Source organism: Coleofasciculus chthonoplastes PCC 7420, assembly GCF_000155555.1.
GTDB lineage: Bacteria > Cyanobacteriota > Cyanobacteriia > Cyanobacteriales > Coleofasciculaceae > Coleofasciculus > Coleofasciculus chthonoplastes_A.
The window spans coordinates 280972-293442 of record NZ_DS989846.1 but is presented as its reverse complement, the minus strand read 5'-3'; the positions used below and the strand labels follow the sequence as shown (position 1 = coordinate 293442).

Annotated in this window: 10 protein-coding genes and 4 pseudogenes; 10 read left to right on the top strand and 4 right to left on the bottom strand. The window is 44.6% G+C overall.

The genetic code is table 11. From position 1 onward, the window contains the following. Positions 1 to 3 precede the first annotated feature (3 nt). A complete protein-coding gene (locus tag MC7420_RS10345; protein ID WP_006100046.1) occupies positions 4 to 615 on the top strand; it encodes a hypothetical protein in 612 nt (203 codons plus the stop codon). A 253-nt stretch (positions 616 to 868) separates the two neighbouring features. Here MC7420_RS10345 and MC7420_RS10340 read toward each other — a convergent pair. Continuing rightward, a pseudogene (locus tag MC7420_RS10340) lies at positions 869 to 1499 on the bottom strand (Uma2 family endonuclease). A gap of 419 nt (positions 1500 to 1918) precedes the next feature. Between MC7420_RS10340 and MC7420_RS10335 the strand changes: the two are divergent. The 5 genes from MC7420_RS10335 to MC7420_RS10315 all read left to right on the top strand — a co-directional run bounded on the left by MC7420_RS10335 (position 1919) and on the right by MC7420_RS10315 (position 6995). Continuing rightward, positions 1919 to 2293, top strand: a complete 375-nt coding sequence (locus tag MC7420_RS10335) for a nucleotidyltransferase family protein (protein ID WP_044206264.1) — start codon at positions 1919 to 1921, stop codon at positions 2291 to 2293. 2 nt (positions 2294 to 2295) lie between these two features. After that, entirely contained in the window at positions 2296 to 2766 is a 471-nt protein-coding gene (locus MC7420_RS10330; protein ID WP_044206261.1) for a ribonuclease toxin HepT-like protein, read from the top strand. A 243-nt stretch (positions 2767 to 3009) separates the two neighbouring features. Next, on the top strand, positions 3010 to 4857 hold the full coding sequence (locus MC7420_RS35060; RefSeq protein ID WP_006100317.1) for an eCIS core domain-containing protein: 1848 nt from the start codon (positions 3010 to 3012) through the stop codon (positions 4855 to 4857). Between the two features lie 26 nt (positions 4858 to 4883). Continuing rightward, positions 4884 to 5972 (top strand): WG repeat-containing protein, encoded by a 1089-nt coding sequence (locus tag MC7420_RS10320; RefSeq protein WP_006100022.1) that lies wholly within the window; start codon positions 4884 to 4886, stop codon positions 5970 to 5972. A 66-nt stretch (positions 5973 to 6038) separates the two neighbouring features. After that, entirely contained in the window at positions 6039 to 6995 is a 957-nt protein-coding gene (locus tag MC7420_RS10315) for a polyprenyl synthetase family protein (protein WP_006100357.1), read from the top strand. A gap of 162 nt (positions 6996 to 7157) precedes the next feature. Here the strand turns inward: MC7420_RS10315 and MC7420_RS10310 are convergent. Then, positions 7158 to 7430 (bottom strand): annotated as a pseudogene (locus MC7420_RS10310) (REP-associated tyrosine transposase); the annotation flags it as partial. Positions 7431 to 7473: 43 nt separating this feature from the next. On the opposite strand from MC7420_RS10310, the gene MC7420_RS10305 reads away from it, so the two are divergent. Next, positions 7474 to 7689 carry an antitoxin gene (locus MC7420_RS10305; RefSeq protein WP_044206259.1) on the top strand — a complete coding sequence of 72 codons (216 nt, stop codon included), beginning with the start codon at positions 7474 to 7476 and terminating at the stop codon, positions 7687 to 7689. A gap of 74 nt (positions 7690 to 7763) precedes the next feature. Here the strand turns inward: MC7420_RS10305 and MC7420_RS36760 are convergent. Continuing rightward, positions 7764 to 7922, bottom strand: a pseudogene (locus tag MC7420_RS36760) (Uma2 family endonuclease); the annotation flags it as partial. Positions 7923 to 8069: 147 nt separating this feature from the next. Between MC7420_RS36760 and MC7420_RS35055 the strand changes: the two are divergent. The 3 genes from MC7420_RS35055 (at position 8070) to MC7420_RS44060 (ending at position 11169) form a co-directional block, all read left to right on the top strand. Next, on the top strand, positions 8070 to 10211 hold the full coding sequence (locus MC7420_RS35055) for an eCIS core domain-containing protein (protein WP_006100025.1): 2142 nt from the start codon (positions 8070 to 8072) through the stop codon (positions 10209 to 10211). A gap of 114 nt (positions 10212 to 10325) precedes the next feature. After that, positions 10326 to 10721 carry a hypothetical protein gene (locus MC7420_RS10295; RefSeq protein ID WP_006100294.1) on the top strand — a complete coding sequence of 132 codons (396 nt, stop codon included), beginning with the start codon at positions 10326 to 10328 and terminating at the stop codon, positions 10719 to 10721. Then, positions 10711 to 11169: a DUF4279 domain-containing protein gene (locus tag MC7420_RS44060; RefSeq protein ID WP_071777210.1), complete on the top strand. Its 459-nt coding sequence runs from the start codon at positions 10711 to 10713 to the stop codon at positions 11167 to 11169. The genes MC7420_RS10295 and MC7420_RS44060 overlap by 11 nt, the downstream gene beginning before the upstream one ends. A 159-nt stretch (positions 11170 to 11328) precedes the next feature. Here the strand turns inward: MC7420_RS44060 and MC7420_RS10290 are convergent. Continuing rightward, positions 11329 to 11959 (bottom strand): annotated as a pseudogene (locus tag MC7420_RS10290) (Uma2 family endonuclease). Between the last annotated feature and the right edge of the window lie 512 nt (positions 11960 to 12471).

Here is a 12471-nt window from a genome sequence, read left to right as displayed (position 1 = left end):
GATATGCAAATCCCTCCAGACAAGAACCTCAAAGAGCGCTTTTTCAATGCCTTCGCCTCGCGCCCCCGACCCCTGGCTAGTCAGATCTTGCGATCAGCGGTGAACTACGACGGCGATCGCCTGCGCGAACTCTTGGCTACGAATACGTCAACGGAACTCTCGGTGTACGATCTCCGAACCGAGGTCGAAGGCAACCTCTGGATGCTCGCTCCGGAGGCATTCCGGTACTTCCTACCAGCCTTCCTGTACGCTTCCCTGGAGTCATATCCATCTCTCAGCATTTTCGTCTCCGAACTCGTAGGCGCACTTACCGAACCCTCTCGTACAGACGTCGTAGAGGCGCTTGATCGAGCTACTAGGCTCCCGTCCGGTCTCGGTTTGCCGGACGACATGACCGAGCTACTCCGTAAGCAGCAGCTCGAATGGTTCGATTCCGGTACTCCACTAGCCATTTTCCACGAGCGCTTCGACAGCCTGACCCCCGCCGAAGGTGGCGCGATTCTCGACTTCTTTGTCGCCCTCCAAGAAGCCCACGGCGCGGATTTTCCGTTCGGAGAGCTGGAGATCGCTGTTGATCGGTACTGGGTTCGCTATCGAGCATTCATGGATAACTGACCTAATGCTGTCCGCAAAGATCTGCGGAATGTAGGTTGTACTCTCCGATAGGTGCAAAAGCTGGTTTTTTACTCAGGTCAGCCTACTGCTATTACTTTTGAGTTCATCCGGCTCTGTTCAATTAGCGATCGCGTTACCAATGCTAGTGCGATCGCATAATTAATATAGTAGGGTGGGCAAATTATGTTAATTGAATGATTTCACCAGAAATTATATCCATTTGCCCACCCTACCCCTTAACTCTTTACCCAAATCACCAAATCTTTGCCATCAGCAATCTGAAACCGGGTAACTCTGGCTCACCACTAACCTGCTCCGGATTTTCCAAGATTTGAACCTCTTGATTCGGGCGATAGACATAAACCGTGCGATTTTTGCGGTCAATCAACCAGCCTAGAGATACACCATTCTCTATGTATTCCTGCATCTTCGTTTTCAAACTACTTAAAGTATCACTCGCCGAGCGTAACTCAATCACACGCATCCGGACAAATCGGCGCAAAGGATGCTTTTTCCTCCTCAGTCAGAGCATTCCACCGTTCTGTTTTAATCCAAGACGCATCAGGCGTTCGCGAAGCGTCTCCGTAGGAGAATCGCGTGGCACCCTTAGAAAGGGTAAATCCTGCACTGGAGTCAAAACCCAAACCTGTACCATCAAGTTCCGCCCAGATACCAAGCTGTACAGCCAGATTAAAATTGCGGTTTCCGGTATCTGAAAAAGCAGGTGGCATAATCACAACATCTCCAGCCGCAGTACGTTCGATACGCAAGTCTCGATTCGCTTGGCAAAAAGCATAGAACTCCTCGCGAGTCATGGGCGCGATCGCGGGTAGCGAAATCCTTAAGGGAGTGGTTTCAGTTTGGATGAGTAGAGTTGTGGTCACAGCAATATTCTCTTCCGCCAAGACGCGCACCTTCCATAATGGGTGGAGATGTTCTGTATCAAATGCAATTACAGTTCATATTTCTTCCGCATCTCTTCCATACTAATACCCTTTCCTTCCCTCAAACTGCTTCGAGCCTTATCTATTCGCTTAAGGAACTAATGATATCGTATTTTACGGTAACTTGACTCAATCAATTGCTCATAGATATTTAAATAAGCCATCGCAGATCTTGTAGGGTGGGTAAATGGACATAATTTTTGGTGAAATTGTCAAATGATCATAATTTGCCCACCCTACCCGCGTCTCTAGTACAAGCTTACCCTGATCCCCTATCGCAGTAAATCAGCTACGATCAATAGAATAGTGTTTGTGCGATCGCAGATGCCCTCAACCTCTTAATCAAACCCCTGCAACTCATGCCCTCCGTGGACACAAAAACCCGTGAACAGATTGTAAAGAGAGTGCTAACCGCCCGTAAAAATAGGGCTGAGTTTTTGCTCCAGATGAAAAAACTCCAGCAGCAAGGCTGGCAAGCAGCACGCCAAGCGGCTGCTACCCTGAAGGAGGAATTTGGCGCAAATCGTGTTGTTTTATTTGGTTCAATGCTTGATCACCAGCACATGACCTGGCATTCTGATATCGACCTTGCCGTTTGGGGAATTGAAACAAACCATTACTTGCGGGCTGGGGCAGTTGCTGAAAGAGGACACCATTTCTCCATTGACCTGATAGATGCTGAATCATCACCCCCCCATATCCAAGCAGCCATTCAGCAAGGAATCGAACTGTGACGATGACTATGTTGGTTCAGCGCATTGAGCAGGAATTAGCACAAGTTCAAGAAGCAGTCACTCAAACTCAACGACTGATCAACAAACTTCCCCAAACTCAAGATGATGATATGCAAAACGCACTCATCGCGGCTATTGCGCTGAATATGCAAAGCTATTATACGGGAGCAGAGCGTATCTTCTATGAAATTGCTAAAGAGATAGATGGAGACGTGCCAACAGGTGCAGATTGGCATCGGCAAGTATTGGAACAACTGTCTGTAGAGATCCCGACGGTTCGCCAAGCTGTACTTTCAGAGACAACATTAATTGACTTGGACGAATTCCGACGCTTTCGCCACGTTGTCAGAAGTAACTATGCTCATAATCCCAATCCTGATCTAGTCGTGCAATTATCAGAAAAATTAGCGATTTGTAGCCAGAAGTTGATGCAAGATATTCAGGTTTTTATGAGAGGTATGGGGCTAGGCTGAACTAGCTTGCGATCGCGTCTCTATAACCAGCTTACCCCATCTATGAAATCAGCAATGGGGAGTCTGTCTTAGTCAGAATTTCCCAAGTGACAAAAGAGAGCTAGAGTTACAACATTATAGTTCACCAGGGGAAGCGATCGCGCTGATTTTCCCTTGATGATTGACTATAATTGTATAACTCCTCAGCATTATTAAAGCAATTGGCTTGGGATCAGTAAATCATTGGGTAACTGAAGCGGCATCATGGAGTATAAACCCGTACAAAAGAAAAATTCCTCCTGGACTCCAACCCCAGTACAGAAAAAGGGTAAAAGTCCGGGTAAAATGGGACATTCTTCGATTCAACCCAAGTCAAACCCATCATCTGCCCCATCCCAAGAAATTGGGGAATATAAGAGAGCATCAGCTGATAGACTCGCCGCCAATGTAATGCGAGGCATCCAAGCCAAGGAGCTTGAGCAAGCCGAATCTTCAACGTTACAGCGTAAATCTGAATCACCCTGGGCACTAACGTTTGATGCCCCCCCACCCTTACCACAAAGCCCAGCTTCCCAATTAAAAGGTGCTTTTGCCCCAGTATCACAGAACCCGATTCAACGCCAATGTGCTGATTGTGCCAAAGAAGAGAAGGAACAGGCGCCAGAAGCCGGGAAAGACTTAGAGGAAATTGGCATTCAAACCAAGTTGACGGTAGGAGCGCCAGGAGATCTCTACGAGCAAGAAGCTGACCGAGTAGCGTCTCAGGTAATGTCAATGTCAGCGCCTCCGGATAGTTCAGCATCCGTTCAGCGTCAATTAGACACCAATCACCCCCATCACCCCAAGCAGATATGGAAACGAGCGCAGTCAATTACACCTGTGGTGCAAACGCAAATTGATCCGCGTGTGCAGATGCGCCAGATGATACAACGGGCGCATCAAATAGATGGAAATCAAGCCTCTGGGGATTTAGAGAGTCGTTTGAATGCGTCTAAGGGTGGAGGTTCTCCGTTATCAGAGGGCGTGAGAGGGTTTATGGAGCCGCGCTTTGGGGCGGATTTTAGTGGGGGGCGGGTGCATACGGGTGGTGAAGCGGTGCAGATGAGCAAGGAGTTGGGCGCTCAGGCGTTTACTCATGGGAGTGATGTTTATTTTGGGGCGGGGAAGGAGCCGGGGAATAATGAGTTGACGGCGCATGAGTTGACTCATGTTGTGCAGCAGACAGGTGTTGTGCAGCGGCAGAATCAGAAACCTCAGAAACCGGCAATCAATTTAAAAGAAGTACCGATTCTGGAAGGGATAGCACCTAAGAGTGATGTATTGAGCCATCTGCAATCCTTGGGAGGAACTACTGGTCATGATTCCTCGGTTTACCGCAAGGAGATTCTTCAGTTTCAACGGGAAAATTCGGCTGATAAAATTGTAGCTTCTCAGCAACAGGTTTTGGAGGAACCAAAGGCTGTAGATATTCAGAAAAAAGATAACTCCCACACCCTGAGAAGGTGTATCTCTGGATGTACTCCCCAAACAACTTTTAAGAAGGGGGAAATACTGGGTGTCTCTTCTGGAAATACAGAGGGTTGGGTGGTTGGACTAATAGGAAATAATCAGCGGAGTTTTCCTGATGCATTGAAAGTTGAATATCAAGAACAAAAAGGGGAACGAGATTATTTTACTATTTTGGAAGGACCCTGGGAGGGAACAAAAGCAAGCCTGAAACCAGGATACCTTGGTTTGACAAATTGGGGAGGAGCCGTAGCGGTAACTTTTAATGAAAAAACTGGGATATTAGATTATGGTGGTGGCACTGCCAGAGCAACAATAGATACTAATCCCAACGATCCGAGTGCTCCTAAAATAGCCCTTGATAGAGAATATCCTCTTCGGCTTCCTGATCACCCTCATGCTGGGGGTGATAATTACGGAAATTATGCCAAAACGTGGTTTAGAATTGAAGGTGGACCCCAAGGAGATGAGTATTTACACCGTGGAGACGTTTCTTGGGGATGCGTAAGTGTTACAGATAACAGTTGGCCATCTATTTACAAACATCTAATTAACAAACGGAGTGGCACCCAACATATAGGAACAATTAAAAGAATCAACCACTAATAATGATGTTTTATATCAAAAAGTTTATGGTGAACCGAATCATTTTTTTGCTTTTATGCCAGGCTATTTTAGGTTTGCTATCTTGTAGCACTCAACGTCCGACAATCATATTGAGTACTTCTCCACAGGCAATGCAGGTATCAAATCATTCACAAATGCCAATCTCAGAGCCTTCCCAACTGTTTCCTATCAGTCAGAATGGTAAGTGGGGTTATATTAATTCTACGGGGCAAATTCTTATCAAGCCCAAATTTGATGAAACTGGTCAGTTCTCTGAAGAACTAGCAACCGTCAGAATAGGTGATAAGTGGAGTTATATCGATAAAACTGGACAAATTGTTATTGAATCTGATTTTGATTCTGCTTATAGCTTTTACGAAGGATTAGCTGCTGTAGATATTGATGGCAAGATGGGCTATATCAATAAGACGGGTAAATTAGTTATTCCTCCCCAGTTCGATTTAACATATAGGTTCTCTGAAGGGTTGGCTGCTGTAGATATTGATGGCAAAATGGGCTATATCAATAAGACGGGGCAAATAGTCATCAAGCCTCAGTTTAATGAGGCTAGGGAGTTTTCTAAAGGGCTAGCATTGGTGAGACTCGATAGGCGAGTAAGCTATATCAACAAAATTGGGCAGATAGTAATCAATCCATCTTCAAATTTGGTTAGGGAATTCTCTGAAGGATTAGCTGCTGTCAGAGTTGGAGACAAAGTAGGCTACATTGATACAACTGGTCGGATAGTTATTGAACCCCAATTTGATGAAGGTTATGACTTTTCTGAAGGACTTGCAGTCGTCGCAACTGGTATGATCTCTGCTGAGAGCAAACCACCAAACATGACTAATGTCAAATGGGGCTATATTGACAAAACTGGGAAAATGGTTATTGATCCACAGTTTAAGGAGCGACCTATTAATTTCTCTGAAGGGTTGGCAGCAGTAAAGATTGAGGATAAGTGGGGCTATATCAACAAAACTGGGCAGATAGTTATAGAACCCCAGTTTGATTGGGCTAGTATCTTCATCGAAGGGCTGGCATGGGTAAAGATTGGTGAAAAGCAAGGCTATATTGACAAAAAGGGAAAGTATGTCTGGAATCCCACAAACTGACGAATTATGCAATAGTTGAGGGCTCCATCACAGCCTCGATTGGTCGTAAATTTTGAGTAAATTGACATGAATTCTTTAAAATCATTATATCCAGAAATTAGAGAGGTTTTTCAAAACTCAATTCCCAATTTTTGGACAGAATTGAAGGTGGTACTAGCCAAATTGTTTGAAGAACCAATGATTCCAGAGGCGATATTACCATTAGCTTCCTGTCAAGCTGTTGATGGAGAAGCCAAAGAGGCTATTCATGTTTGTGCTGCACTTCTAGCTCTGGGTCTATGCCTACGCATTTTGGATGATTTGGAAGATCAAGATCGAGATGGACAGCTATGGAAGGAGGTCGGCGCCACTAGAGCTTGGAATTATGCTTCAGCTATTCATATTCTTTCCTTTGAAATCCTGAGCAAAGCATCTCTTGAACCCAAAATATTTCACAAAATTAATCAGTCCTATATTGATGCCTTTTTTCGTATATCAGTAGGTCAGGATAGAGAGCTAGTTGGAACTACTCGAACTGTTGAAGACTATTGGTTAACCGTAGAAATGAAAAGTGCTGGCTTTGTGGCTACAGCTTGTGCTACTGGTGCTATGGTGGGAACAGATAACCCTGAACTGATTCAATCTTGTGGTGTTTTTGGTCATCATCTGGGGCTTGCTCTACAAATTCTTAACGACATGGAATCCATTTGGCAACCTGATGGTATAACTGACTTAAAGCAGGGAAAAATTACTCTCCCTTTGCTCTATGGGTTGGAATCTCATCACTCAGAACGAGATGAGCTATTGTCCCTAGTGACAGACAATGAAATCGCTACTCATGCAGAACGAATCAAAGAAATATTAGACAAAATTGACACGAAAAGCTTCTTGATATGGGCAGCTTTAAAAGAACGGGAACAAGCCTTAGAAGCTATAAAAATTTGTCCCAATGCTGAAGGAAGAGAAGTTCTGGAATCCTATATAACTGGGATGTTTGGAGATATTGATTTATTACTGGAAAAACCAGAAGGTGACAAGACTTAACCCAAATCGCCAAATCTTTGCCATCAGCAACCTGAAACCGGATAACTCTGGATCACCACTAACCTGCTCTGGGTTTTCCAAGTGCGATCGCCCGATATTGTCGGGTGGGCAAATTACGTTAATTTAACAATTTCACCAAAAATTATATCCATATTGCCCACCCTACTCGCCGACTTTATCTTCTAACTCCCGAAAATCCGGAACTTGTGGTAAATTCGCACCACAATGACATCCCCAATCGACTTGATACCTACCAGCTTTCACCCATTTGTCAAAACTGGAATATGTCCACAAATGAGGACAAGACACCAAACCATGCTTAACCGGATTGTAATGAATATAATCTAAATGCTTGTTTAAATCATCCTCGTCACGAATCGTATGTTCCCAAAACCGACGTTGCCAAACATTACTTTCTCGGTGCTTTCGGCTCGAAAAGCCACTAAAAACGAAAGTAAATTTTATCGAGGATAAAACCATGCAAAAAGAATATGACCTTGACAAAATGAAAAGCAGACCCAATCCTTTTGCCCAAACATTAAAACAACAAGTAACTTTACCTTTGGGGATAGAAGTCATAGAATATTTTGAGGAAATGGCACAAGAAAAAGGAATGTCTTGGCAAGAATTAATTAATTTATACCTTGAAGATTGTGTTGCTAGTAAACGCGAACTATCTTTTGATATCTTGTAGTGCGATCGCCTGATATTGTCGGGTGGGCAAATTATGATAATTTAACGATTTCACCAGGACTTATATCCATTTGCCCACCCTACCCCTTGACATCGCGTGACACCATTAGGAAGGGTAAATCCTGCACTGGAGTCAAAACCCAGACCTGTACCATCAAGTTCCGCCCAAATACCAAGCTGTACAGCCAGATTAAAATTGCGGTTTCCAGTATCTGAAAAAGCAGATGGCAAAAGAGGGCTAGAGTCACAACATTATAGTTCAGCCGGGGAAGCGATCTCGCTGATTTTCCCTTGATAATTGACTATAATTGTATAACTCCTCAGCCTTATTAAAGCAATTGGCTTGGGATCAGTAAATCATTGGGTAACTGAAGCGGCATCATGGAGTATAAACCCGTACAAAAGAAAAATTCATCCTGGACTCCCACCCCAGTACAGAAAAAGGGTAAAAGTCCCGGTAAAATGGGACATTCTTCGATTCAACCCAAGTCAAACCCGTCATCTGCCCCATCCCCAGAAATCGGGGAATATTCCAGAGACTCGGCGGATAGACTTACCGCCAATGTAATGCGAGGAATCCAAGCTAAAAAACAGGAGGAAGCTGAAGGGTCAACCCTTCGGCTCCGCTCAGGGTCAACATTACAACCTAAATTTGAATCGCCCTGGGCACCAACGTTTGAGCCACCCCCACCCTTACCACAAAGCCCAGCTTCCCAATTAAAAGGTGCTTTTGCCCCAGTATCACAGAACCCGATTCAACGCCAATGTGCTGATTGTGCGAAGGAAGAGCAGGAACAGGCGGGAGAAGCCGGGAAAGATTTAGAGGAAATTGGCATTCAAACCAAGTTGACGGTTGGAGCGCCAGGAGATACTTACGAACAAGAAGCTGACCGAGTAGCGTCTCAGGTAATGTTAATGTCAGCGCCTCCGGATAGTTCAGCATCCGTTCAGCGTCAATTAGACACCAATCACCCCCATCACCCCCATCAGATATGGAAACGAGCGCAGTCAATTACACCTGTGGTGCAGAGGCAAATTGATCCGCGTGTGCAAATGCGCCAGATGATACAACGGGCGCATCAAATAGAGGGAAATCAAGCCTCTGGGGATTTAGAGAGTCGTTTGAATGCGTCTAAGGGTGGGGGTTCTCCGTTATCCGAGAACGTGAGAGGGTTTATGGAACCGCGCTTTGGGGCTGATTTTAGTGGGGTGCGCGTGCATACGGGTGGTGAAGCGGTGCAGATGAATCAGGAGTTGGGCGCTCAGGCGTTTACTCATGGGAGTGATGTTTATTTTGGGGATGGGAAATCACCGGGGAATAATGAGTTGACGGCCCATGAGTTGACTCATGTGGTGCAGCAAACGGGTGGAGTAACAACGAAACTGCAAAGACGACCATTGACCTCGTATGTTACACCCTTGCTTCAAAGGCAGAACACAGTGCAGTTGCGGCGTGCTTCTAACGACCCTGATGCAAGATTTGCTAGTGCAACCTCTTCAGAGTCGGGGTTAACTGTGCTTATAGGTGCTCAAGAACTTTATGCAGACCACAGTTTAGTTACCATTGCAAATGCGGCACTGGTCAATGTTGGCAAGCATGGATCTTTCATTCAACTTGATGATAGTTCAGGACAAATCCAACATGAGGGAAACACCCTCAACAAAGTTACACCCGTGTGGGTAAACAAAGGGAGTAACTCTGGGCAACATGCTGGTCTTAATACCCCAAATGCTGGAGGTGCGGATTCAGAAGGTAATGTTGGTGGCTCAATGGCACTTTGGACAGACTGCGGGCGTTCCTCCGAAGCAGTAACAGGATCTCAAGGTGGCGATCGTCAAGCCGTGTATTACAAGAATGGAAGTGAGAAAACTACCTACGGTCGCTCTGACTCAAATATGCATAATGTAACAAAAAATCCTGCCGGTAAGATGGCAAATCAAATTTTCTTTGATTTAATGTACAGCTTTATAAATGACCCCAACAACGCCGCTTATCTCCAACCTGGTCATAAGAAACGAGTCTTTGACTTCTGGGAATCTTTGACAAGCTTTAGCTATAAAACAAAAGAGCAGAAGAAGAAGCCGAAAGATGGTGTTAAAGCACAGCAACTTTACGATCTGTTGACAGATGATGGCAAACGAGCCTTCGATAAAGCGGCTGGCATTAATGACTATGCTAATCCGGAAATTGGTGAGGCATACACCATGTCTTCGGGATACAACTTCCCAGGATTCCAGGGAATTCCAGGTAATACAACTTGGAATTTTCACTGGGCAGGTGTAATCATGAAAGATGCTTCAGACAATATCACATTGGAAAACTATGCAGTGACTGGAGAATACGCGCAAAGCGTCGGTGTTCCTCAACGTGATTTCGTTGATCGAGGGTGGAACTTTGCAATGTATGGCTCAGTTAAAAGCGACGGAACAGTCGATAACAATGAAACGTTCCATCACGATCATCTGGCTAGCGATACCCATGGCAACAAAGCAACCACAATGGCAGTTCGCACAGACCAATAAATTCAGAGCGGTTCTATGAACATTCAACAAAGGGTATTTATGAGTGTGGCCATTATCCTTTTTCTAGGGTTTGCTGGTTGGGAAACTATTTCCAGTTCAAAGGGAGAAATCAACATGGAAAGAATACCACTGTGCCAAACATCTACTGATATGAAGCGCCTTGATGGGCAGCGGGTGCAGCTTGTCGGAATCTATCGCAAACGCCTGATCCACAAAAAGAAACCCAGTCCGATGGACAACTCACCACCTCTGTTTATGGGACATGTTTTTATTGAGGTTGAGGGTAGTCCACAAGTATACGATCAATATCAGGCACCTGATAGCCGGAGTATGGTTAGGCTGGGATTGCAACCGCGTCCACCGGAAGAGGTTGATCGCTTTGTAGACAAGAAAGTTATTGTTGAAGGCAAGCTGCTCGTCGATGCCAGTTCGCTAGCTCCACCACCAGATGTTGCTCAAGTTGCGGAACCTCCAGTTCTAATGGAGTTTCAAGACATAGCTGAATACTGACAGCAAAACCAACGAAATATACGCATATTTTCGATTATCAGGAGTTGATCTTGATCCGGATGAAATCACTAAGATTGTCGGTGTTAAACCTACGCAAACTTGGAAAACAGGAGATGTCGTCGTTCGGTCGAGGGGAAAACCAACTATTAGGAAATTTAGTGTTTGGAAAGTCAAATCTAAATTAGCTCCTTCAGAAGAACTTGACCCCACAAGAGAACTTGAGATACATATAGAGTCTGTTTTTGAGCAACTACAACCTGGTTGGCAGCAACTCGCTCAAATAAGTTATCAGTACGAAGCACTTATTTGTTGTGTAGTTTATGCTTATAGCCACGTACCTGCCATTAGTTTTAATCAGCAAATTATACATAAGGCTAGTGAACTGAGTGCAGGTATAGATTTAGATATGTATTGTAGACTTAATTGGAAAAAACAAGAACAAGAATAAGTCCTAGTTGAGAAGTTAAAGCTGCTCAAATTCCTCGCACGTCTGAGGTTATGTAGTGCGATCGCCTAATATTGTCTGGTGGGCAAATTACGTTAATTTAACGATTTCACCAAAAATTATATCCATTTGCCCACCCTACCCCTTGACTCTTTACCCAAATCACCAAATCTTTGCCATCACTAAGCTGAAACCGGATAACTCTGGATCACCACTAACCTGCTCTGGATTTTCCAAGATTTGAACCTCTTGATTAGGGCGATAGACATAAACAGTGCGATTTTTGCGGTCAATCAACCAGCCTAGAGATACACCATTTTCTATATATTCCTGCATCTTCGTTTTCAAACTACTTAAAGTATCACTCGCCGAGCGTAACTCAATCACACGCATCCGGACAAATCGGCGCAAAGGATGCTTTTTCCTCCTCAGTCAGAGCATTCCACCGTTCTGTTTTAATCCAAGACGCATCAGGCGTTCGCGAAGCGTCTCCGTAGGAGAATCGCGTGGCACCCTTAGAAAGGGTAAATCCTGCACTGGAGTCAAAACCCAAACCTGTACCATCAAGTTCCGCCCAGATACCAAGCTGTACAGCCAGATTAAAATTGCGGTTTCCGGTATCTGAAAAAGCAGGTGGCATAATGACAACATCTCCAGCCGCAGTACGTTCGATACGCAAGTCTCGATTCGCTTGGCAAAAAGCATAGAACTCCTCGCGAGTCATGGGCGCGATCGCGGGTAGCGAAATCCTTAAGGGAGTGGTTTCAGTTTGGATGAGTAGAGTTGTGGTCACAGCAATATTCTCTTCCGCCAAGACGCGCACCTTCCATAATGGGTGGAGATGTTCTGTATCAAATGCAATTACAGTTCATATTTCTTCCGCATCTCTTCCATACTAATACCCTTTCCTTCCCTCAAACTGCTTCGAGCCTTATCTATTCGCTTAAGAAATTAATGATATCGTATTTTACGGTAACTTGACTCAATCAATTGCTAATAGATATTTAAATAAGCGATCGCAGATCTTGTCGGGTGGGCAAATGGACATAATTTTTGGTGAAATTGTCAAATGATCATAATTTGCCCACCCTACCTCTTACTTACACTCTTACTTACACTGTTGTACAGCAGCGATCAGTTGTGCCAAAGTAATAGGAATCGATATCGTATTCATGTGTTATTAATCCATTCAGGGATAACTAACAAGAATTCACTATGGGTCAAGGCGGATACTGCGATCGCGTCTCTACTACAAGCTTACATTGATCACGTATCACAGTAAATCAGCTACGATCAATAGAATAG

Excerpts from the sequence above, each read along its gene's own strand:
- MC7420_RS10345 (WP_006100046.1), top strand. The coding sequence starts at position 4 with ATGCAAATCCCTCCAGACAAGAACCTCAAAGAGCGCTTTTTCAATGCC.
- MC7420_RS10335 (WP_044206264.1), top strand. The coding sequence starts at position 1,919 with ATGCCCTCCGTGGACACAAAAACCCGTGAACAGATTGTAAAGAGAGTG.
- MC7420_RS10330 (WP_044206261.1), top strand. The coding sequence starts at position 2,296 with ATGACTATGTTGGTTCAGCGCATTGAGCAGGAATTAGCACAAGTTCAA.
- MC7420_RS35060 (WP_006100317.1), top strand. The coding sequence starts at position 3,010 with ATGGAGTATAAACCCGTACAAAAGAAAAATTCCTCCTGGACTCCAACC.
- MC7420_RS10320 (WP_006100022.1), top strand. The coding sequence starts at position 4,884 with ATGGTGAACCGAATCATTTTTTTGCTTTTATGCCAGGCTATTTTAGGT.
- MC7420_RS10315 (WP_006100357.1), top strand. The coding sequence starts at position 6,039 with ATGAATTCTTTAAAATCATTATATCCAGAAATTAGAGAGGTTTTTCAA.
- MC7420_RS10305 (WP_044206259.1), top strand. The coding sequence starts at position 7,474 with ATGCAAAAAGAATATGACCTTGACAAAATGAAAAGCAGACCCAATCCT.
- MC7420_RS35055 (WP_006100025.1), top strand. The coding sequence starts at position 8,070 with ATGGAGTATAAACCCGTACAAAAGAAAAATTCATCCTGGACTCCCACC.
- MC7420_RS10295 (WP_006100294.1), top strand. The coding sequence starts at position 10,326 with ATGGAAAGAATACCACTGTGCCAAACATCTACTGATATGAAGCGCCTT.